We start from the raw sequence: 22,910 nt of genomic DNA on the forward strand, positions 1-22,910 counted from the left end.
AAATAGATACATTGAGAATAGTAATACAACGCGTAACTGAAGCCTCAGTTACAGTAGAGGGAGCGCTTACGGGAAGCATCGGCAAAGGGTTGCTTGTTTTAGTCGGAATAGAAGAAGTCGATGGGAGACAAGATATTGAGTGGTTGTCGGGAAAATTAGTGAATTTGCGTATTTTTGAAGACGAACAGGGGGTGATGAACAAATCAGTTTTGGACATTGATGGGGAAGTGTTGCTCGTCAGTCAATTTACCTTACACGCATCGACGAAAAAAGGCAATCGCCCTTCGTATATTCGCGCAGCAAAACCCGATGTAGCCATAGAAATGTATGAGAATTTTATCGCGCAAGTAACACGGGATTTAGGTAAAAAAGTTCAAACAGGGCGATTTGGCGCAGACATGAAAGTGGCACTGCTCAACGATGGACCTGTAACGATTTGTATCGACTCTCAAAATAAAGAATAATGAAAAATGTAGTAATCAAATTTAGTCTGTTCACGGTAATCTATATCTTGTTTTCGTGGATCATCGCCAATGATTTTGTTTGTGCCTTAAAAGGAGATCCTTTGTGCATGCAAAACGTAGCTATCCGCTATATAATTTTCATCGTTTTGATGGTTGTGTACGAAAAATGGGTGAAAGATAAAGTGTTTAAAAGAAAAGAGAAATAGGAGAGGGGAAAGCGAAACTTAGAAAAGATTCTTCGAACGCCCAACCCAATAGAAGCTAGGTGAACGATCGGAATGAGGATGTGTCACCCCAAAGCTGAAAAGGAAGAATATTCAGATAAAACTAAATCATAACGAAAAGAAATGAAGATAGAAGACGCACAATTAGCAGTAGATACGTGGATCAAAGAACACGGGGTTCGCTATTTTAACGAGTTGACAAATATGGCTCAATTGACAGAAGAAGTAGGAGAAGTAGCGCGTATTATTGCTCGTCGATACGGAGAGCAATCAGAAAAAGAAAGCGATAAAAACAAAGATTTAGGTGAGGAATTAGCGGATGTTGTTTTTGTAGTTTTGTGTTTAGCCAATCAAACGGGAGTAAACTTGCAAGAGGCTTTCGATAAAAAGATGGACCTAAAAACCAAACGCGATCACGATCGCCATCACAACAATGAAAAATTAAAATAAGCCTCTCTAACTATGCAGGTTCACCTACGACAATCATCACTAGATGCTAGACTTGATTTTGTACCAACGGTTGTTATTTCAGGAAGTAAGTCTGAGAGCAATCGCTTGTTGCTATTGCAGCAATTATTTCAACAAATAGCTGTAGACAATATAGCGGATTCCGATGATGTTGTAGCGATGCAAGCAGGGTTGGCTGTAAAAAGAGGACGGGTAAATGTCCATCATGCAGGAACGACGATGCGTTTTCTAACGGCCTATTTTGCTTTGTGTCAAAACCAGTCGATTCAGCTAGAAGGCAGTGAACGCATGCACAATCGCCCTATTGGGATATTGGTTGATGCCCTTCGCGAATTGGGGGCTAACATTACCTACCTCGAAAAAGAGGGATATCCGCCTTTGGCCATTGATGGAATTCAAGCAACAGGTGGATGTATTCGCATTCCTGCAGGTATTAGCAGTCAGTATATTTCAGCTTTACTCTTGGTGGGAACTGCACTTAAAAACGGGATGCATCTTGAGTTAATCGGAGATATTACTTCTCGACCTTATATTGAGATGACCTTGTCTCTTATTCGAGAACTAGGAGCAGAAATAACCTTTCAAGGGCAACAAATCTCCGTTTATCCTCCCAAAAAAATAAAAAAAACACAATTTACAGTCGAAGCCGATTGGTCTTCTGCCTCCTATTATTACGCTCTAATTGCCTTGTCTCCTTTGGGAACAAGTCTCCGATTGGGTAAATACAAATCCGTTAGTTTACAAGGTGATGCCCAATTGCCTATGATATACGAACAATTAGGGGTGGAAACTGTTTTTGAAGCAAATGACTTTATTCGATTGACTAAAGTGTCATCGCCAACTACTGCTTTTCAAGGCGATTTTAACGATACTCCCGACCTGGCACAAACTGTAGTAGTTACTTGCTTTGGATTGGGAATTGCCTGTGAAATTCACGGATTACATACGTTAAAAATTAAAGAAACAGATCGTTTAGTAGCACTTCAACAAGAGTTGAAAAAACTAGGCGGAAATCTTTTTGTTACAGCAGATTCTCTTGCTTTAGCAGCTAAAAGAGAAACAAGAGAAGAGGGGGTGGTGCGAATTGCAACCTATCAAGACCATCGCATGGCCATGGCTTTTGCACCCTTATTGGTTCAAATGGATCTGATTATCGAAGAAGCAGAAGTGGTAAGTAAGTCATATCCCAAGTTTTGGAAAGACCTACAAAAACTGGGCTTTTCAGTCCTTGAAACCCCCTGAAAAATAAAAAAATAGTGCTAAATACTTGACAACGCCTATCTCAAGGTTGTATATTTGTAAAACTTGAAAAGAGCTAACCTCTTTTTATTGAACTAATTAAAATTGTTTTTCAATGAAGTTATCAAACTTTAATTTTGATTTGCCAGAAGAATTATTGGCAGAATTTCCAGCTGAGAATAGAGATGAAGCTCGTTTAATGGTGGTTGACCGCAAAACGGGAACGATCGAACACAAGCTATTCAAAGATGTGGTGGATTATTTTGGAGAAGGTGATGTGATGGTTTTGAACAATACGAAAGTATTTCCTGCACGTCTTTATGGAAATAAAGAAAAAACAGGGGCTAGAATTGAAGTTTTCTTACTACGCGAATTGAATGAAGAACAACGTTTATGGGATGTTTTAGTTGATCCAGCGCGTAAGATTCGAATTGGAAATAAATTGTACTTTGGAGAAGACGATTCATTAGTTGCTGAAGTAATTGATAATACAACGTCTAGAGGTAGAACGTTGCGCTTCTTATACGACGGTTCTTACGAAGAGTTCAGAGCAAAATTGCAGGAACTTGGAGAAACACCAATTCCAAAATACATCAATAGAGAAGTTGTTCCAGAAGATGCAGAACGCTACCAAACCATTTATGCAAAAGAAGAAGGTGCTGTTGCTGCTCCAACTGCGGGATTGCACTTCTCTAAACACTTGATGAAGCGTTTAGAAATCAACGGAATTAAATTTGCAGAAATTACGCTCCACATCGGATTAGGTACCTTTAATCCAGTTGAGGTAGAAGACTTGTCAAAACACAAAATGGATTCAGAAGAATTCGTAGTGTCTCAAGAAGCTTGTGATATCGTTAATTTTGCGAAAGAAGAAAAACACAGAGTTTGTGCAGTAGGTACGACTTGTATGCGTGCATTAGAAAGCTCGGTTTCTTCTAGTCAAACCTTAAATCCATTTGTAGGATGGACGAATAAATTTATCTTCCCTCCTTACGATTTTAGTATTGCTGATTGTATGATAACAAACTTCCACATGCCAAAATCAACACTATTAATGATGATTTCTGCATTCTGTGGACATGATCTTATGATGAAAGCATATAAAGAAGCTGTAGAAGAAGGGTACAAATTCTATTCTTACGGTGATGCAATGTTGATTTTATAAAATCAACCTACAAAAGATAGTATTAAAAAATCCTTTGCTGTTTTAGCAAGGGATTTTTTATACCTTGAAAATAGTGTAAATGTTGATAAAAATTCTACTTTTACAAAAACCAAAATTATAAACCATGAAATTTGAGAATACGTTAGCCTTTGCTCAAAGTCTCGATGCTAAAGATACCTTGGCAAACTATAGAACTGAATTTAACTTCCCTAAAGTAAATGGAAAACAAGTTATTTATTTTACGGGTAATTCACTAGGACTTCAACCGAAAAGAGCGGTAGAGTATGTGAATGAAGTAATGACAGACTGGGCGGAGTTAGCGGTTGAAGGCCATTTTTATGCGGATAAACCTTGGTGGGATTACCACGAAAGATTTAGTGAACCTTTGAGTAAAATCGTTGGAGCAAAGCCATCAGAAGTAACGGTAATGAATACTTTAACGGTTAACCTTCACTTGTTGATGGCTACGTTTTACCAACCTTCAGGAAAACGCGTCAAGATACTATGCGAAGAAAAAGCATTCCCAAGTGACCAATATTTAATCCAATCCCAAGTAAAATGGCATGGACTCGATCCTAAAGATGTCATTGTAGAAGTAAAGCGCAGACCTGGAGAACACAATTTTAGATTAGAAGATATCCTTGCTAAAATCGAAGAAGTAGGCGATGAGTTAGCTTTAGTTTTGATGGGAGGATTGAATTACTATACAGGACAGGTATTAGATATGAAAACCATTACCGCAAAAGCACACCAACATGGTGCTTATGTAGGATGGGATTTGGCACATGCCGCAGGTAATATCAATTTAGAACTACACGATTGGGATGCGGATTTCGCCGCTTGGTGTAGCTATAAGTATATGAATTCAGGACCAGGAAATGCTTCGGGTTGCTTTATTCACGAAAAACACCACACCAACAAAGATCTAGTTCGCCTAGGTGGATGGTGGGGACACAACAAAGAAAGACGCTTTTTGATGGAGCCTGTTTACGATCCTATTGAAAATGCACATGGATGGCAAATTAGCAATCTTCCCATCTTGTCTTTGGCACCTTATTTGGCTTCCGTTGAGCTTTTTGCAGAAGTAGGAATGCCTAGATTAATCGAAAAAAGAGACCTGATAACCGCTTACTTAGCGTTTATTATCAATACGATCAGTGCAGAAGTTGGAGGAAATTTCGAAATTATTACGCCAACAGAACAAAGCGAACGCGCAAGCCAGTTGTCGATCTTGTTGCACGGAGAAGGTAGAGCGCTGTTTACCTACTTAATGGAAGCCGGAGTAATTGTCGATTGGAGAGAACCTAATGTGATCCGCTTAGCACCTGTACCCTTGTACACGAGTTTCGAAGATATGTATCACTTCGGACAAATTTTAAAAGAAGGGATTCTAAGTCAGAAATAATTTAGATAGTAGGGCTGTGATTTAATTTATAAATTTGCAGCGAAAAATAACAGCAGTATATATGTCAACAAAGCAGCAAAAAATAGAGACTTTTGATCCGTCTCAACCAGGGGTAGCAGATGCAACAATCTACGGATTACCTTTTACAGCAGAAGAAAGTGAAATTATTGTGGTTCCAGTTCCATGGGAAGTAACGGTAAGTTACGGAGCAGGTGCATCAGAAGGACCGCAAGCAATTTTAGAAGCTTCTTATCAAGTAGATTTGTTACATCAAAAATATCCAGAACTGTGGAAGTTAGGAATCTATTTTGATGAAGCACCTGCCCATTGGCAAGAGCAAAGTGCCAAATATAAAGCAATGGCACAACCAATCATCGAAGCATTAGAAAATGGAGAAAATTTAGAAGATCACCCTGCTTTACAAGCGAGTTTAGCTACGATTAATCAGGTTTGTGACACCCTGCACAAAGAAGTAGAAGCTAAAGTTGCAAATTGGATGAGTCAAGGAAAACGCGTGGTCCTATTAGGTGGAGATCACAGTACGCCATTTGGCTATTACAATGCCGTAGCAAAACACCATGAGTCATTTGGAATTTTACACTTTGATGCACACATGGATTTAAGAGACGCTTACGAAGGATTTACCTATTCCCATGCTTCGATTATGTTCAATACTTTGAAATTGCCTCAAGTAGAAAAAATTGTTCAAGTGGGAATCCGCGATTTCTGTGAACAAGAAGTTGAGGTAGTGAAAGCCTCAGGTCGCGTATTGGTACATACGGATGCAGATTTGAAAAAAGACGAATTTGAAGGAATGAGCTGGAAAGATAAATGTGACCAAATTATCGCTTCCCTACCGCAAAAAGTAGTGATTAGCTTTGATATTGATGCTTTGTTACCTTGGTACTGCCCCAATACAGGAACGCCCGTGCCAGGTGGTTTGACCTTTGAACAAGCAACTTATTTAATCACGAGACTTTCTGAAACCAATAAAGAAATCATCGGAATGGATTTAGTAGAGGTTGCACCAGGAGAAGACGATTGGGACGGAAACGTTGGCGCACGACTTTTGTTCCACATGTGTGGGGCATTTGCTAAATCCCAAGGATTGACCGTTGGAAAGGAATTAACGTTTGAAAAATAATAAAATAATCCCTTGAAAAAGGGATTATTTTTTTTGACCCTCTTTCAAAACCAGATTGAGTAAGGTTAAAAGTATTGCCAGTGTAAGTAAACTATACACAAGCAATCCTTCAAAATAAAAGATGAACTGACAGATATACCAACAGCCAGTCAGTATAGTAACGATGATCCAAATTAAGTTTTTCATTATTGTTAAGAGTGTGGTTTAAAGTTAATCGTTAATCGATAGAGCTAAAAACACTAATCAAATATTAATTAGGTAATTAAATTAAATATTCAAATATTTAAGAGGAGTATGGGGAAAAGTATTGCAATTGTAGGAAGCGGTTTAGTAGGAACGGTGTTGGCCATTGCATTAAAACAACAAGGACACCAAGTTTTTGTTTATGAAAAAGGAGATGATATTCGCACGCTTGATTTCTCGGGACGGTCGATTAATTTAGCACTTTCTGCACGAGGCTGGAAGATGTTGAATCGCGTGGGCTTAGAGGAAAAGATTCGTCAATTTGGAATTCCAATGTATCAACGAGCTATTCATCATTTAACGAAAGAAGAGAAGCAACCCTATGGAATTCACGGAGAAGCAATTTGGGCAGTTTCCCGTGGTGGATTAAATAAGAAACTCGTTGAGTGGGCGGAAGAAGTAGGCGTGGAGTTTGTTTTTAATACGCCTATTTGGAGTGTAGATAGTAAAAGAGGAATCCTTTATACGAGTGAACAGGAACAACAAGAGTGGAGAGCCATTACACATGATGTGATCTTTGGTGCCGATGGTGCGTATTCCAAGGTGAGAAGTAGCCTGCAAAGACGCAGTCGATTTGAGTACCAACAATCGTATTTACCTATTGCGTATAAAGAACTTGTTATTCCTGCTAAAAAAGAAGGCGGATTTGCGATAAATGAAAACTCCTTTCACATTTGGCCTAGAAAAGACTTTATGCTCATCGCTTTACCTAATATGGATGGTTCGTTTACTTGCACACTGTTTATGCCTTATACAGGAGAAGTGTCTTTTGATTCTATCAAGACGGATACCGAAGTTACTGCGTTTTTTGACACATATTTTCCCGATGCTTTGCAGCTAATGCCAGATTTAGTGGAGCTATATGCGGCTAATCCGGTTAATTCCCTGGTAACAACGACTTGTTTTCCGTGGGTGTATAAAGATAAAGTAGCACTCATTGGAGATGCAGCTCATGCAGTAGTTCCTTTTTATGGACAAGGATTGAATGCCGGTTTAGAAGATGTCAACGTATTGTTAGATTGTTTGGCCGCTCATCCACAGGATTGGGAAGGAGCACTTGATGACTATCAACATGCGCGAAAAGTCAATGCTGATGCAATTGCAGAACTTTCGTATCGCAATTTTAGAGAAATGAGTGAACTGACGGCGAACCCGATGTTTTTACTGCGCAAAAAGATAGAAAGTGCCTTTGCAAAAAAATACCCTGATCTATGGTTGCCACTATACGACCGTGTAACCTTTAGCGAGGGAAGTTACCAAGAAGCACTAGCTATCGGAGACCAACAAGCCCAAATCATGGATGTTATTATGGCAATGGCAGCTATCGAAGAAAAATGGGATAGTCCAGAAATAGAAGAGAAAATAAAACAACTGATAAACGAAAATAGAGGATTTTAATCCTCTATTTTCGTTTTCTAGTAGACGATGTTTTCGTCGTTTTAGTTGATCGAGATGACGTATTCGATCCATTCATTACTTTGCTAAGTAAACTAAAGGCTCCTTTGATGAAAGTTGCGCTTGTTACAACTTTTAAGATGCTTTTAGTTAGTGTATTGTCTTCTTTCTTTGTTTTGGCCGTCGACGTATTTTTAGGAGAATCGCTTGGTTCACTCGTGGGAACAGTGCGTTTTTCTAATTTTTCAAAGGCACTCTCTCGATTGACAGTCTCGTTGTACTTTTTGACCAATTTGGACTGTGACAGTATGCCTTCAATTTCGACTTCAGTCAATATATCCATGCGACTCATTGGTGCGCGTAAGGTGCAAACAACTAAAGGTGTAGGGATTCCCTTTTCATTTAAAGCCGTTACTAGGGCTTCTCCTGTTCCCAATTGAGTGATGATCTCATTGGTAGTGTAATATGATGTAGAAGGGAAGTTTTCCGACGCCGCTTTAATCGCTTTTCTGTCTTTTTCGGTGAAGGCACGCAGGGCATGTTGGATTTTTAATCCTAGTTGAGCCAATACACCATTGGGAATGTCCGTTGGATTTTGGGTAATGAAGTATATACCAACCCCTTTAGAGCGAATTAACTTAACAATGGTTTCAATTTGACTTAACAATGCCTTACTAGCTTCGTTGAAGATGAGGTGAGCTTCATCAATAAAAATAACCAATTCTGGCTGTCCGCTATCTCCTTGTTCCGGTAGTTGATTGTAGACTTGGGTCAAGAGGTTTAGCATAAAAGTCGAGAATAGTTTGGGCTTATCCTGAATATCGGTTAAGCGCACAATGTTGACAAAACCCTTACCAGTTTCGTCATAGCGCATTAAATCGCCCACGTCAAAAGAGGGTTCTCCGAAGAATAATGTGGCACCTTGCTGTTCTAATTCGATCACTTTTCTCAGTATTGCATTGGTAGAAGCAGGAGAAATGCGACCGTATTCGTTTTCAATTTCCTCTTTTCCTTCATTTGTTAGGTATTGTAGAAGCTTTTTAAAGTCCTTTAAATCGAGGAGTTCTAACTGGTGATCGCTGGCAAATTTGAACAATAAAGCAACAATCCCTCCTTGGGTGTCGTTTAATTCGAGGATACGACTGAGCAAAATAGGGCCGAATTCGGCTATTGTAGTGCGTAAACGCACGCCGTTTTGATGAGAAATAGTCATCAATTCAACGGGAAAAGCACTTGGTTCAAAGGGTAGATTCATTTGTGCATGGCGATTATTGATGAAATCATTCGCCACCCCCGCTTGGGCAATCCCACTAAAATCCCCTTTTATGTCCATCATCAGCACGGGAATCCCTTTGCTCGATAATTGTTCGGAGAGAACCTGGATGGTTTTGGTCTTACCCGTTCCCGTTGCACCAGCGATCAAACCGTGGCGGTTTAAGGTTTTGAGCGGAATGTTGATAAACGTATCAGCGACAATGTTTTGATCCAAATTAGCACAGCCAATGGTAATAAAATCACTTTTATGAGTATAACCATTAATGATGTCAGTTTTGAAATTTTCTAGGCTCATTTTGTATATTTTATATAATTAAAGAGGAATATTAGTCAAATAGTCAAGTAAATATGTATAAATATTAAGATTATTAAATGTTAAATATGGTCTATACGGTGAAATAAAGATAGTAAAATTCAACAAGACTTATTATCTTTACCACTGCTTACTTTTTTTCTAATGTTAAGGTAAGTATAAAATATTCTTGTGTTAAGTCAAGGTTAGCTTATTTTAAAAAAATGGATTTTAATTTTTTTATTTCATCTAAAAACATAAATTTGCGACACTGATGACTTTAAAAAGTGAAAAAAGTAATAAGTAATAATTGAAAAAAAAGAATTAAATTTTAAAAAGATGACAAACGTATCAAACGAATCAGTTGAAAAAGTAGGGTCAAGCTCAGGAGCAAGTAGATTATTTGCATCGTTAGCTGTAGTATTATGTATTGTTTTTGGTTATATCATTTGGGAATTCGTGATGGGTAATCCAGCGAACTTCGAAAATGGTGATCCAGCAGGGCACCCACTACCAGGTAACTTTATGGGGATGGTTTATAAAGGAGGTCCTGTAGTTGCTGTGTTAATTGGTTTATTAACTATGACAATTGTTTTCTCAATCGAGAGATTTTTAGTGATTTCTAAAGCTTCAGGAAAAGGAGATGTTGGGAAATTCGTAAAAGAAATCCAAGTTTCAATTAATGAAGGAAGAATCGAAGAAGCTATGGAAGCTTGTGATACTCAAAAAGGATCAGTAGCTAACGTTGTTAGAGCTGGATTAGTGAAGTATCAACAAATGAAAAAAGAAGGATACAATAGCGAAGAAGCTACAGAAGCTATCCAAAAAGAAATCGAAGAAGCTACAACGCTTGAAATGCCAATGTTAGAGAAAAACATGATCGTATTGGCTACGTTAGTATCTATCGGTACATTATGTGGATTATTAGGTACAGTAACAGGGATGATCAAAGCGTTCTCGGCTTTAGCTACATCTGGTACTCCTGACTCTGCAGCATTAGCAACAGGTATTTCTGAGGCGTTAGTGTGTACTGCAACAGGTATTGGTACTTCAACATTAGCGATTGTAATGTATAACTCATTTACTACAAAAATTGATAGATTAACTTATTCAATTGATGAGGCTGGATTTGCTATTACTCAAGCATACAGAAGATTCAAAGGATTAGTAAAATAATTTTAGAATAAGTATTAATATCTTATATTGAAAGATATAGGAGCTTTAAAAGAATTTATCAATGGCTAAAGGTAAAATGAAAAAGAAGAGTATGAGCGTAGATATGACCGCAATGTGTGACGTGTCATTCTTACTCTTAACATTCTTCGTATTAACATCGACAGCAAAGCTTCCGGAGCCATTACCAGTAGATACACCCAATTCAACCGTTCAAACGAAGTTGCCAGAAAGTAACTTAGCAACAGTTACAATTGGAGGAGAACCAGGTAAAGAAAAGGTTTTCTTCGGAGTTTTAGGTAAAGAAGATCGTATTGCTACGCTTGAAAAAATGGGTGGTCGTTATCAGATAGAGTTTAATGATAAAGAAAAAGAAGTATTTGCTTATACTGAAGGTATCGGAACTCCTATTAACGAATTGAAGAAATTTTTAAATCTGCCTGCAGATGTTAGAAACAAAGTTGGTGCAGACCAACCAGGTATTCCAACAGATTCTGTAAATAATCAATTAAAAGATTGGGTAGAGATGGCACGTATTGTTGCAAAAGAAAATAATAACAAAGTGTTAGACGTTGCAATTAAGGGAGATGCTGAGGCAAATTACCCTGCAGTGAAAAACGTTATCGATATCTTACAAGAGCAACGCGTAAATAGATTCTTCTTAGTTACAGGACTTAGAAACGAAGATTTTTAATCATTAAAAAATTAAACTGTAAATGGCTGAATTAAATACAGGCGGCGGAGGCAATAAGGACAAAAAAGTAAGAAGTAAGAAACAAAATGCCGGAGTAGATTTAACTGCGATGGTGGATTTGGCCTTCTTATTGATTACGTTCTTTATGTTGACAACATCTATGAATAAGCCTCAGTCAATGAATCTTGCAATGCCAGACAAGGATGCGGATACTGAAATTGAGGAAGAAAAAACAAAAGTAGATGAGAACCGTACAATGACCATACTGATTGGCGGGGATAACAAACTGAAATGGTATATGGGGATGGTTAACAACCCATTAGAAGGACCAACAGATCAAACCTATGGAAAAGAGGGAATTCGCCAAGTCTTGTTAGAAAAAGACAAAGCGGCTTTAGCTTATTCGCAAAAAGCGGATCAAGGATTGATCGTAATCATCAGAGCAAGTGAAAAAGCTACATATCGCAACTTAGTTGATATTTTAGATGAGATGGCTATCTCAGGTATTAAATCATATGCACTAGTAGATATCACGCCTGAAGATTTAGAAATATTAGGTGAGAAGTAGTTAACGTTCTGAGAAATTAAGAAATTATGTCAAAATTAAATATCTTTAAAAAGGATTGGGTTGATATTATCTTCGAAGGACGTAACAAGTCTTACGGAGCATATCAATTGCGATCTGAAAACCCAAAAGTGACAACCGTAGCGTTGTTTTCAGGTATTGCTTTGTTCGGTTTAGCATTGGTTTCACCTATGTTAATCGATATGGCAAAGGGAACTTTTGGAAATAATAAGGTGGATAAGTTGGATAAAGTTATCGAAATGGAAAATATCAATTTACCAGATAACACACCACCCCCTCCACCGCCACCACCTGAGGATGTGCCGCCACCACCGCCACCACCACCAGCAGATGAGGTTAAATCAATAAACGATACAAAGAAGTTTACTGAACCAGAAATTGCGAAAAAGGAGGAAGTGAAAGAAGAAATCGCTAAACAAGAGGACTTCAAAGATGCTGAGGTAGGGAAAAAGGACATGAAAGGGGATAAGGACAAAGGGGAAATCAAAATCACCGAGAAAACCGGAGATGCTGACAAAGGAACAGGTTCAGGAGGCGATGGAGATGGAAACGAAGTTTTCATTGCTGTACAAGTACCTGCTGAATACCCTGGAGGGATGCAAGCGTTTAATAAACAATTTATTCAGCGTTTTAGAACTCCAGAAATTGATTCAGGTGTGAAGTCAATCCGTGTTATCGTAATGTTTATCGTTGAAAAAGACGGTTCATTAACGGATATCAAAGTAGTACGTGACCCAGGTTACGGTGCTGGAAAAGAAGCAGTACGCGTATTGTCTAATATGCCGAAGTGGAAACCAGCTGTACAAAATGGTAAAACAGTTCGATCTCAGTTTACATTACCAATTACAATTCAAGTTCAATAGTAATGTTTAACAATAATTTTAAACAAAAATCGCTTTTACAGCGATTTTTGTTCTTTTTTGGACTATTGTTTTTTCTGCTCTATTTGTTTTGTGGTATCGCTTTGATTGTAAATAAATCCATACCCTTTCAAATGGAAGATTCGCACCGAATCTTATTCGGTATCGTATTAATAGTCTATGGTTTTTTTAGGTTCTACCGATTGTGGAATACTAATATGGGAAAAGATTAAAAAAAAGCTTCGAATCACTCGAAGCTTTTTTTATTGTCTGCAATTTATGTTAAAAACTACTTTTATTTTTTGCTTCTTACAAAGAATATCTATCTTAGACGAAAGATAATGAGCGTACTAGGTTGTGCTCTAAATTTGTTTTATATGATTCGAAGAAAAAGCGCCGCTAGAATAGGTATTTTAGTTGGTGTTTTAGCAACAAGTAGTTTGTTCTTTCAATGTAAGGATAAGCATACGCCATCAAACGAAGCTGGTAGTGAACCTGCAACGCAAGAAGAAACTTTACTCAGTGGTACACTTACACTTGGAGTGGATGAGTCCGTTTTTCCAATCGTTGAAGATGTAGCGATTCTTTACGAAAACGAGTACAAACGCGCCAAACTACATCTGCTACCAAAGTCAGAACGAGAAGTGATTCAGCTATTGCTATCCGACTCTATTCGCGTGGCTGTGTTGCCTCGTATGATGAATGCTGAAGAATTGAAACATTACGAAGGCGTAGTTGCACCTAAACAAACCCATTTTGCTAGCGATGCAATCGTATTTGTGACCAACAAATCAGCTACTGATTCTATCGTCGACTATCAAAATATTTTAAAACAAATTGAACACGGAGGTGCAAAAGACACCGATTCTTTTTTAGTGTTTGACAATTACAATTCTAGCGTTTCTTCCGCATTTCGCCAGGCCACTGGTTTTGATTCTTTTCCAAAAGATTATGCCTACTTCCTCAATACAACAGAAGAGGTAATTGATTATGTGGTGAAGAACCCAAAAGCAATTGGGGTTATTGGTCTGAATTGGTTGACACAACCTACTAAAGCAATTCAAAAACACATCGACCAGGTAAAAGTATTAGCCGTAAAAAATCCTAAAGATGCTCACTATTATAAACCCAGTCAGAACAATATTGCAGAAGGTACTTATCCGTTAATTCGTAAATTGTACGTTTGGGATATGCAAGGAAAAAATGGACTAGGAACAGGTTTTGCCTCATATATCGCCGGCTATAAAGGACAACGCGTGGTCTTAAAATCGGGATTATTCCCTTTCAATACACCACCAAGAGAAATCGTGGTAACCAAAGAAATTAAATAAACACACATATACTTATAAAACAATAACGATATATTATGAATAAAAAGTATTCTATTTCATTGTTGACTTTAGCTTTAAGTAGTTCTTTTGCTTTTGCTCAAAGTATTAATGAAGCAAAAACAGCAATCAATGCAGAGCAATTTGATAAGGCTAAAGAAATTTTAAAAGATTTAATCAGTAAGAAACCTGCAGAGGGAATCAACTACTATTATTTAGGAGATGTGTTCTTAAGAGAAGACCAATCGGATTCGGCACGTTACTATTTTGATCAAGGACTTCTTGCTAAAACAAAAGGATCTTTGAATTACGTGGGTCTAGGGCAAATAGAATTAGATAATAATCGTGCGGCAGAGGCTGTAGCTAATTTCTCAAAGGCTGAAAAGGAAATGAGAAAAAAAGATTATGACGAGCAATTGTTAGTAGCCGCTGCTTATTTGAATTCTAAAATGCCAGATGCAAAGGCAGCTCAAAAAATTGCAGCTGATGTTGTTGCGAAAGATTACAGCAATCCAACAGCTCACTTGCTTTTAGGACGTGCTTTTTTAGAGCAAAAGAATTTGAACGATGCGTATTCTTCTTTTAGAAACGCTTATGATTTAGATAATTCTTTGGTAGAGGCAAAATTGCAAATGGCCATGATTACTAAACGCGCACGTGCCTATGCCGATGCAATAAAGGCATGTGAAGAGATATTAGCTACGACACCAAATTATGCACCTGCGTATAGAGAAATCGCTGAGATTTCATATATGTGGTCCAAAGTAAATGCTAAACAGGAAAAAGAATTAATCGCGCAAGCGGGAGAAAACTATAAAAAGTTCATCAAAGCTACAGATAATTCCATCGATTCTCAAATGCGTTATGCAGACTTTTTAGTACTGACAGAAAACTATGTAGAACTAGAAAGAGTGGCTACGCAAATGAAAGATATTAAAGGTGTAAATCCTCGTATTCATAGATATTTAGGGTATGCAGCTTACGAAAATAAAAATTATGACGTAAGTGCGGATGCTTTAGATAAGTTCTTAAAAGTTTATTTGAAAGAGTCTAAAAGTTTAAACGCCATTGGTAGAGATTACTTGTACTTAGGGTTATCTGAAATTGGTCAATCGAACTATGGGGAGAACAAAGAAACCTACCACAAAGGGTTGAACCACTTAAAAGATGCAATCAACGTTGAGTTGGCTATCGCTGGAGAATTCAACCGTTTCGGATTGGATTTATTCAGAGAGAAAAAATACCAAAACGTAATTGATATCTTGAGTATTTCGGCTGATTTTAAAGAGTCAAGTGGGTATATTTACGATAATTACTACGTAGGATATTCATACTACCTATTAGGGTCTGAAGATCGTCCAGATAGTGAAGAGCTTTTGAAAAAAGCAGATGCGTATTTAGCTAAAACGATTGAGGCTTCTCCATTAACACAAGAAGCTTATTTCTACAGAGCACGTGCAAATCGTTACATTGATCACGTAGATGCTTACGATAGAATGTTTGAGTCATACCAAGGATTCTTAAAAGTATTAGCAGAGAAGAACGAATTGAAAGATCCTTCGAATAAAGAACAAATTATCGAAGCGCATACGTCAATCGCTACTTACTACGCTAACAAAGACAAAAACACAGAAGCTATTGCAGAATTCAAAAAAGTATTAAATTTGGATCCTACGAATAGTTTTGCTAAGAAAACAATCGAAGCAATCAGTAAATAAATAATAGGTATACCAACTATACCTAGTGGTAAAAGGCTAATTACATCAAGTAATTAGCCTTTTTTTTTTACACTATATCTATTGAAGTTTTCTTAATCCTACTATATTTGCCACATGCAATTATCTATAATTATTTTAAACTACAACGTTCGTTTCTTCTTGGAGCAATGCATTAAAGCTGTGCAAGCCGCAACTACGGCAATTGAAGCAGAGATTATCGTAGTGGACAATAATTCTCAAGATGGTAGTGCAGAGATGATGCGACAATTATTCCCTGAGCTTTTATATATCGAAAATAAAGAAAACATGGGTTTTCCCAAAGGGAATAATATGGGAGTTCAGGAGGCAAAAGGGGAGTATATCTGTATTCTCAATCCAGATACGGTGGTAGCAGAGGACAGTTTTTTAAAGCTCTTGCACTTATTTAAAAGCAGGGAAGGCCTCGGTATTGTAGGTTGTAAGATGATTGATGGTCGAGGGGAATTTTTACCCGAATCAAAAAGGGGAATTCCGACCTATTGGCGGTCTTTGATGAAGGTAACGGGGTTTTATAAGCTCTTTCCTACTAGTTCGATTGTTAATGGCTATTATGCCGCCCATTTATCCCAAAACACTAGTGGAGCAGTGGAAATCTTAGTCGGAGCTTTTATGTTTATGCCCAAACACCTCTATTTAACTCTAGGAGGATTTGACGAGCGTTTCTTTATGTATGTAGAGGATACTGATTTGTCCTATGCAAGTTTAAAAGCAGGCTATGAAAACTTTTACTTTGCTGACACCACAGTGATTCACTACAAAGGAGAAAGCACTATAAAAGATTTGGAATACGTCAAACGATTCCATCGAGGCATCCAGATTTTTTATGAAAAACACTTTCGAAAATCCTATTTGTTCGACCTCTTAATGCGCCTTATTACGTTTGTTTTTCTATTGTTTAAGCAAAAGAAACACAGCCCTAAATTGGATATTGTATCGCATACCATAGTCGTTAGCCCAAATAAGCATTTTAAAAAACAAGTAGAACGCGCGTTAGAACGAAGCATTGAACATGTTGAACAACTGGATAAACTTCAAGAAATCCTTCATCAAAAAGTTCAGTCGAATGGCGATTTATTGGAAATTGTCTTCGATGGCGATTATTTAACTAATAAAGAGATCATTACCTTTATGCATAAAAATTATAGATCAGAAATAATTTATAAAATTAAACCTGTAAATTCTTTGTTTTTGATTGGTAGTAATGATAGTAATAGTAAAGGTTCGGTAATAATTTTAGAAGAATGATAATTTTATCTTTACGTGGAATAAGTCCGAAATATTATTAAATTTGTAATCTGAATTAAGAAACACAACCTTAGGTTATAAATATGGCAAAGTTCGAATTGAAATTACCCAAAATGGGAGAAAGTGTTGCGGAAGCAACCATTACAAACTGGTTGAAGAATGTAGGGGATCGCATTGAGGCTGATGAGACAGTATTAGAAATCGCAACGGATAAAGTTGACAGTGAAGTTCCATCAGAAGTAGAGGGAACTTTGGTAGAAATATTATTTCAAGTAGACGATGTTGTTCAAGTAGGACAAACGATCGCTATTATTGAAACTGAAGGAGGAGAAGTTGCTTCAACTCCAGCGGCTACAGCAACTCCAACTGTTGCAGCAGTAGAACAAACAGTACAGGTGGCACAAGACGTTGCTGCTCCAGTAGATTTTTCAGCTTCTGAAAAATTCTTTTCACCTTTAGTAAAAAATATCGCAAAAGAAGAGGGGATCTCTTTGAGTGAATTGGAAGCAATCCAAGGAACAGGGAAAGAAGGCAGAGTGACGAAAAACGATATTTTAGCTTATGTTGAACAAAGAGGCTCTCAGCCACAAGCAGCAGCTCCAGCAGCGGTTGCTAAAGCTCCAGCAGCTCCGGCTCCAGCAACAGCTACTAAAGCAGTTCCAGTATCAGTAAACGGTGGAGATGAAATCGTTGAAATGGATCGTATGCGTAAACTGATTTCAGGATACATGGTACAGTCTGTTCAAATTTCAGCTCACGTACAGTCTTTCATCGAAGTGGATGTTACTAATATCGTAAACTGGAGAAATAAAGTTAAAAATACTTTCGAAAAGAGAGAAGGTGAGAAACTAACGTTCACACCAATCTTTATGGAAGCAGTGGCTAAAGCATTAAAAGACTTCCCAGGAATGAATATTTCTGTAGATGGTGATTTCATCATCAAGAAAAAGAATATCAACTTAGGAATGGCTGCAGCATTGCCAAATGGAAATTTAATTGTACCTGTAATCAAAAACGCAGATCAATTGAATTTAGTAGGTATGGCTAAAGCGGTAAACGACTTAGGAAACCGTGCAAAAGCTGGTAAACTAAAACCAGACGATACACAAGGTGGAACGTATACGGTAACAAACGTGGGTACATTTGGAAGTGTATTTGGTACGCCAATCATCAACCAACCACAAGTAGGTATTTTAGCTTTAGGAGCTATTCGCAAAGTACCTGCAGTTATTGAAACTCCAGAAGGAGATTTCATCGGTATCCGCCAAAAAATGTTCTTATCACACAGTTATGACCACCGTGTGGTAGATGGTGCTTTAGGAGGATCATTCGTGAAACGCGTAGCTGATATCTTAGAAGCTTGGGATATCAATAGAGAAATTTAATTTAGTTTACAGTTGACGGTTTACAGTTGACGGTAGATTTAAAAAATAGTAGGGGTTGTCTTGTATAAGATAACCCCTTTTTTTGGTTGTAATTTGTTTTATTTGGATGTAATTTGTTTCTTTTTGGATGGGAGTAAGAAGAGCAAAGGCAATAAAGAGACCGCCAAGGTGATCACCAAAAAATACGAACCCAATCCTTCACTACTCCCCAAAGCCGTCTGAATGGTTTGGTATTGGAGATAAAAGAAAATGACTAGGGTAATAAGGTTCAAAAAACGCATCATGCGCACGGCTTTGGTGTACTGTTCCTGAGCATTTTCTTCTGTTATTGTGGTCGGATAATTATAGAGGTGGGGCTTAGTTTGAAAGTAACGCAATAAAATAAAAATAAAAAGGGCGATTCCCACTAACAGAAAAAGAGAAGCTTTATGACCATAGGCATCAGGTTCTCCCGCAGCATTGTAGTGCGTAGGAATGGTTTCAGGTAATGACGCATAATAATATGCTGTTAGACCGAGGAAGGCAACTAATAGCAGTAAGCTGATTCCATCTATACAACGATCTAATGAGGTTGAAGTGATTTTTAAAATAGGATTTTTGGCCATAAGGTGTAGTGTATTTAGTTTTTTAATTAAAGGAATTATACATAGATTATTTCAATTTATGTAAATTTCTCATCCTATGTGTGAGGTTGAATTACTTCAGTCTAAAACAGCTTGCGATCGTTTTCTTTTTATTTGAGTTGAAGGCTGTACAACAGTGTTTATATGTTGACGTAGATTAGCGTTCTTCTTTCAAATATTGTTGATGCATTTTCTCTACGCGTTTGGCAATCTGGCGTTGTAAATGGCGAGGGGAAAGTACTTTAATCGCTTCGCCAAACCCCAAAATCTCGCGTTCTAGTTCAAAATTGAGTACCACGTCTAAGCGTATTTTAATTCCTTTTTCATTTTCTTCTAGCAGTTGTTGAGAGCTGTGAATCGGTTTGGTTTTGACATAAGGCGCGTGATAGTGATTCACCCATAAAATAACTTTCTGTGCGCGATCTTGTTCTGTTTTCGTTACCCCTAATACATCTTCAAAGTAGCGGTCGAAATCAACTCCTTGGTATTCTTTATAAGGTTCATTGGCCAAAGTATATACATGGGTAATGCGATCTAGTGCCAAAGTAAGTAAATGTTTGTTTTTACTACTTCGGGTAATCAAAAACCAGCGGTTGCGGTATTCTTTCAACAGATAAGGGTAGTAAAATTGTTTGGATGCTTCTTTGGACTTGAACGACTTGTATTCAATAAGCAAGGTCTGTTTATTTTTAATCGCTTCGTACAACGGGCTGATAAACTTGATTCCCTTCAACAACGGATTGCCTTCCATCTGAATGTAGTTGGGTGCTTTTGTACTTCGCGTTAATAAGCTGTTGTCCAATTTGGCTATGACTTCACTCATCTCATCGACCTGACTAAATCCGTTTAAGTGCTTTAAGATGGCAACGACTTCTTTGAGTTTCTCCATATCGGCATCATTAATCGGAGAGTTTTTGATGCTGTATTGGGGATCTTCATAGGTGTAGTATTTGCGGTCTACAACCACAATAGGAGCGTTATACCCCAAGCTATCGCTTCGCATGGTTTGTATGTCCATTTGGATAGTGCGCTTGCTGATTCCTGTATCAATTCCTTCGTACTCATATAGCCCATCGGCAACTTTTTCGATTAGGTCGTCTAACGTCCACTTTCTGAATCGGTTTTGTAAACATTCATCAAGAATGCGATAGCGCAATAAGGCAAGTTTGTTTGTAGCCATAGCATTGAATTTAAAATACAAGTTCAAAAATAAGTAAAAAGAAAGGATTGCGCATAGGGATTGCGCAGTTGTTAAAACAAAATCAAGAGGTGTGAATTAAAAGTGTATATTTAAGTTCTAAATCCGAATGAGATGTTGAAATCCTTTTCTTTTATCCCACAAACCTGCCTTTTAAAGCAAGAAGATGCCGTAATGATTAGAGAAGCCCAAGTAGAAGATGCTGAGGCTTTAAATCAATTAATTCGAACGTATTTACAAGACAGTGATTATATTCCTTTAGAAGTAGAGGAATTTACTAAAACAGAGGAGGAAACCAAACAATGGATTATTTCTTTACAGCAAGCCTCAAATTCGCTTTTATTGGTTGCAGAGCATAACGGACAATTAATCGGAAATATAGATGTAACAGGCAGTTCAAGAAAAGCACTGCAACATACTGCAATTATAGGTATGGGAATCTCAAGAGATTGGAGAGGCTGTGGTTTAGGAACCTTACTTGTTCAGCATGTTATAGATTGGGCAAAATCTACAGATTGCTTGGAAATTTTGTGGCTTCAAGTGTACGAAGAAAATAAAGCAGCTGTTGGTTTATATCATAAACATGGTTTTGAAGTTATGGGACGTATGCCCGATTTTATTAAAGTGAGGAAGTGTTATTACACCAATCAAATCATGCAGAGGCAAATAAAAGAATAGATATACGATTCGAGAAGTAAAAAGGGAGTGTTTTTCATAAGAAAAATGACTCCCTTTTTGTTTTTCTTTCCTTTTAGCCTTTTGTTCGTTGTTTTTTTAGTCACATTTTTCTTTAACTACGCAGTATATGTGCGTACCTAATAAATCAGTACTGTAGTTTAATATTTTAAACTGTTGATAATAAATGTTTTGAAATAATAGTGTAAAATATTTTAATCTACGCAGATTGTTTGCGTAGTTAGGTGTGCATCTTTGTACTGTTCGAAAGATACAAACCTAGGAAGCGTTTCTGTATAGCGCGGAAGTGAGGGACAATCGTTTACCTTATCCTGTTTGGTCAAGTAGAAAATGAGGTTCGACTCCTCACGTTCTTTAGTAGAATGACTAGTGGTTTAGTTTCAATATTCGGGTCGTAGGTTCGAATCCTACCATTGCAATAGCAATGTAACTCAGTGGGTAGAGTAGAATATCAATTGCCTTAAAAGCAATCTTTGGAGAAGCTGGAGAACTTCGGTAAAAATCTCCACCTTGAAAAAGTTCAGTCCATTAGTGTTTCTGTTTGTTTCTGTTCTTCTTGGAGAAGGACGCAATAAACACTTCGCTCAAGCTTGTAAAGACAAGGTAGAGGATAGGAAGAAAATTAGGGATCATATAGGTCGAATCACTTGCTTGCTGAGGGATTCCAGACTATAGACAAATAATTCGATTGTTTCGTCTCCTTCTTTTTCCGCTGATGGTGAAGGAAACCTAATAGGATTGTTCTTTTATAAATGATATAAAAAAATAAAAATAATTGATGATGAGAAAGTTACAAGTAAAAACCAATCACGTGGCCTTAGTATTCAACCAAGGCGAATTGCAAAAAGTATATACCGCTGGTCAATACTGGTTGTGGGGAAAAAAAGAGGTGGTAGAATACAATCAGGCAGAACTATTTCCGATGCGTAGAGATATGGATGCACTGTTGAAAAATGAAGCATTACTGGCGTTGTTAGAGGTGGTAGATGTGATGGATAATGAAGTAGTTTTGGTCTATCGAAATAATATTTTTCACACAGCATTAGCTGCGGGGCGCTATATCTATTGGAAAGAAGCACAATTGTATACCTTTGAGCGTTATGCGATTGACAGTTTGGAAGTTCCTTCAACAATTGCGCGAAACATTAGAACGAAGGGGAATATGCTCAACTTCTTGCGTATGTATACCGTTGGTGCAAATGAAAAAGGCTTGTTGTTTGTCGATGAACAGTTTCAAGGTATTTTGAATGCAGGAGATTATTGCTATTGGAAAAATGAAATTAAAGTTCAGCTTCTCTCTGTCGATGTGCGTCAGCAAACAATGGATATGAATGGACAAGAAATTTTGACCAAAGACAAAGTTCAATTGCGCATCAATTTCAACATTGTGTATCAAGTACGCGATTTGTTATTGGCTTATGTGGAAAATAAAGAGGTTGAGAAGCAAATGTACAACAGCGTGCAATTGATGTTGAGAGAAAAAGTCGGGCGTATGTCGTTTGATGAATTGATGGAAAACAAAGAAAATGTCTCTCAAGCCATTTTTGATGAAGTACACAATCAAATTTCAGCCTTGGGCATTAACCTTAAAGCTTGTGGTATCAAAGATATTATCTTGCCGGGGGATATTCGAGAGATTATGAACCAGGTTTTGATTGCTGAGAAAAAGGCACAAGCCAATATGATCACGCGAAGAGAAGAAACAGCTGCTACCCGAAGCTTGTTGAATACCGCCAAATTAATGGAAGAAAACGAAATGCTGATGCGATTGAAAGAGATGGAATACCTAGAGAAGATTGCAGATAAAGTAGGCGAAATCAGCTTGTCTGGCGGTGGTAATGTATTGAAAGAATTGAAAGCGTTGTTTGGTTAATAGTGAGTAGTGAGTAGTGAGTAGTGAGTAGTGAGTAGTAAGTAGTGAGAAGTGAGAAGTGAGTAGTAAGTAGTAAGAAGTGAGTAGTGAGTGGTAAGTAGTGTACGTCCCTGACATAGGTTGACCATAAAAAATCAATTTTCCTATGAAAGTTAACGTTCAACAAATCAAAAAAAAT

Annotated in this window: 20 protein-coding genes and 3 pseudogenes; 19 read left to right on the top strand and 4 right to left on the bottom strand. The window is 37.6% G+C overall.

The annotated features are described in order from the left end of the window. Positions 1-11: 11 nt before the first annotated feature. The 8 genes from dtd (at position 12) to HX062_RS02725 (ending at position 7,750) form a co-directional block, all read left to right on the top strand. Positions 12-464 (top strand): D-aminoacyl-tRNA deacylase, encoded by a 453-nt coding sequence (dtd, locus tag HX062_RS02690; RefSeq protein ID WP_286466310.1) that lies wholly within the window; start codon positions 12-14, stop codon positions 462-464. Next, positions 464-670 carry a hypothetical protein gene (locus HX062_RS02695; protein ID WP_182625654.1) on the top strand — a complete coding sequence of 69 codons (207 nt, stop codon included), beginning with the start codon at positions 464-466 and terminating at the stop codon, positions 668-670. The genes dtd and HX062_RS02695 overlap by 1 nt, the downstream gene beginning before the upstream one ends. 141 nt (positions 671-811) lie before the next feature. Continuing rightward, complete coding sequence (locus HX062_RS02700; RefSeq protein ID WP_182625655.1) at positions 812-1,138, top strand: nucleotide pyrophosphohydrolase; 327 nt, start codon at positions 812-814, stop codon at positions 1,136-1,138. 12 nt (positions 1,139-1,150) lie between these two features. Beyond that, the gene (locus tag HX062_RS02705; RefSeq protein ID WP_286466311.1) at positions 1,151-2,398 is read left to right on the top strand and encodes a 3-phosphoshikimate 1-carboxyvinyltransferase; all 1,248 of its coding nucleotides are present in this window, start codon (positions 1,151-1,153) and stop codon (positions 2,396-2,398) included. Between the two features lie 112 nt (positions 2,399-2,510). Continuing rightward, complete coding sequence (queA, locus tag HX062_RS02710; protein WP_286466313.1) at positions 2,511-3,560, top strand: tRNA preQ1(34) S-adenosylmethionine ribosyltransferase-isomerase QueA; 1,050 nt, start codon at positions 2,511-2,513, stop codon at positions 3,558-3,560. Between the two features lie 124 nt (positions 3,561-3,684). Next, positions 3,685-4,965: a kynureninase gene (gene kynU / locus HX062_RS02715; protein WP_182625658.1), complete on the top strand. Its 1,281-nt coding sequence runs from the start codon at positions 3,685-3,687 to the stop codon at positions 4,963-4,965. Between the two features lie 61 nt (positions 4,966-5,026). Continuing rightward, a complete protein-coding gene (locus HX062_RS02720) occupies positions 5,027-6,109 on the top strand; it encodes an agmatinase family protein (RefSeq protein WP_286466314.1) in 1,083 nt (360 codons plus the stop codon). A gap of 294 nt (positions 6,110-6,403) precedes the next feature. Then, positions 6,404-7,750, top strand: a complete 1,347-nt coding sequence (locus HX062_RS02725) for an FAD-dependent oxidoreductase (RefSeq protein WP_286466315.1) — start codon at positions 6,404-6,406, stop codon at positions 7,748-7,750. Between the two features lie 4 nt (positions 7,751-7,754). Here HX062_RS02725 and HX062_RS02730 read toward each other — a convergent pair whose 3' ends face one another. Then, entirely contained in the window at positions 7,755-9,317 is a 1,563-nt protein-coding gene (locus HX062_RS02730) for a helicase HerA-like domain-containing protein (RefSeq protein WP_286466316.1), read from the bottom strand. A 336-nt stretch (positions 9,318-9,653) separates the two neighbouring features. Between HX062_RS02730 and HX062_RS02735 the strand changes: the two genes are divergently transcribed. The 4 genes and pseudogenes from HX062_RS02735 to HX062_RS16225 form a co-directional block, all read left to right on the top strand. After that, a complete protein-coding gene (locus tag HX062_RS02735; RefSeq protein WP_182625662.1) occupies positions 9,654-10,490 on the top strand; it encodes a MotA/TolQ/ExbB proton channel family protein in 837 nt (278 codons plus the stop codon). 61 nt (positions 10,491-10,551) lie between these two features. Further along, entirely contained in the window at positions 10,552-11,181 is a 630-nt protein-coding gene (locus HX062_RS02740; protein ID WP_182625663.1) for a biopolymer transporter ExbD, read from the top strand. Between the two features lie 22 nt (positions 11,182-11,203). After that, the gene (locus HX062_RS02745; protein ID WP_286466317.1) at positions 11,204-11,749 is read left to right on the top strand and encodes an ExbD/TolR family protein; all 546 of its coding nucleotides are present in this window, start codon (positions 11,204-11,206) and stop codon (positions 11,747-11,749) included. Between the two features lie 26 nt (positions 11,750-11,775). Then, positions 11,776-11,934, top strand: a pseudogene (locus HX062_RS16225) (energy transducer TonB); the annotation flags it as partial. A gap of 128 nt (positions 11,935-12,062) precedes the next feature. Here the strand turns inward: HX062_RS16225 and HX062_RS16230 are convergent. Then, positions 12,063-12,329, bottom strand: a pseudogene (locus tag HX062_RS16230) (hypothetical protein); the annotation flags it as partial. Positions 12,330-12,447: 118 nt separating this feature from the next. Between HX062_RS16230 and HX062_RS16235 the strand changes: the two are divergent. From HX062_RS16235 to HX062_RS02770, 5 genes and pseudogenes are all read left to right on the top strand, one after another. Beyond that, positions 12,448-12,630 (top strand): annotated as a pseudogene (locus HX062_RS16235) (energy transducer TonB); the annotation flags it as partial. A gap of 374 nt (positions 12,631-13,004) precedes the next feature. Next, positions 13,005-13,958 (top strand): PstS family phosphate ABC transporter substrate-binding protein, encoded by a 954-nt coding sequence (locus HX062_RS02755; protein ID WP_182625666.1) that lies wholly within the window; start codon positions 13,005-13,007, stop codon positions 13,956-13,958. Between the two features lie 35 nt (positions 13,959-13,993). Next, positions 13,994-15,673: a tetratricopeptide repeat protein gene (locus HX062_RS02760; protein WP_182625667.1), complete on the top strand. Its 1,680-nt coding sequence runs from the start codon at positions 13,994-13,996 to the stop codon at positions 15,671-15,673. 114 nt (positions 15,674-15,787) lie between these two features. Further along, on the top strand, positions 15,788-16,957 hold the full coding sequence (locus HX062_RS02765) for a glycosyltransferase family 2 protein (protein WP_286466320.1): 1,170 nt from the start codon (positions 15,788-15,790) through the stop codon (positions 16,955-16,957). An 83-nt stretch (positions 16,958-17,040) separates the two neighbouring features. Continuing rightward, complete coding sequence (locus HX062_RS02770) at positions 17,041-18,342, top strand: dihydrolipoamide acetyltransferase family protein (RefSeq protein ID WP_182625669.1); 1,302 nt, start codon at positions 17,041-17,043, stop codon at positions 18,340-18,342. Between the two features lie 98 nt (positions 18,343-18,440). Here HX062_RS02770 and HX062_RS02775 read toward each other — a convergent pair whose 3' ends face one another. Both HX062_RS02775 and HX062_RS02780 read right to left on the bottom strand, forming a co-directional pair. After that, on the bottom strand, positions 18,441-18,947 hold the full coding sequence (locus HX062_RS02775; protein ID WP_286466321.1) for a DUF1648 domain-containing protein: 507 nt from the start codon (positions 18,945-18,947) through the stop codon (positions 18,441-18,443). 175 nt (positions 18,948-19,122) lie between these two features. Beyond that, positions 19,123-20,145, bottom strand: a complete 1,023-nt coding sequence (locus tag HX062_RS02780; protein ID WP_286466322.1) for a helix-turn-helix transcriptional regulator — start codon at positions 20,143-20,145, stop codon at positions 19,123-19,125. Between the two features lie 132 nt (positions 20,146-20,277). Between HX062_RS02780 and HX062_RS02785 the strand changes: the two genes are divergently transcribed. Further along, the gene (locus HX062_RS02785; RefSeq protein ID WP_286466323.1) at positions 20,278-20,841 is read left to right on the top strand and encodes a GNAT family N-acetyltransferase; all 564 of its coding nucleotides are present in this window, start codon (positions 20,278-20,280) and stop codon (positions 20,839-20,841) included. Between the two features lie 796 nt (positions 20,842-21,637). Continuing rightward, positions 21,638-22,732: a slipin family protein gene (locus tag HX062_RS02790; protein ID WP_286466324.1), complete on the top strand. Its 1,095-nt coding sequence runs from the start codon at positions 21,638-21,640 to the stop codon at positions 22,730-22,732. The last annotated feature ends 178 nt before the right edge of the window (positions 22,733-22,910 follow it).

Source organism: Myroides sp. DF42-4-2, assembly GCF_030326445.1.
Lineage (GTDB): Bacteria > Bacteroidota > Bacteroidia > Flavobacteriales > Flavobacteriaceae > Flavobacterium.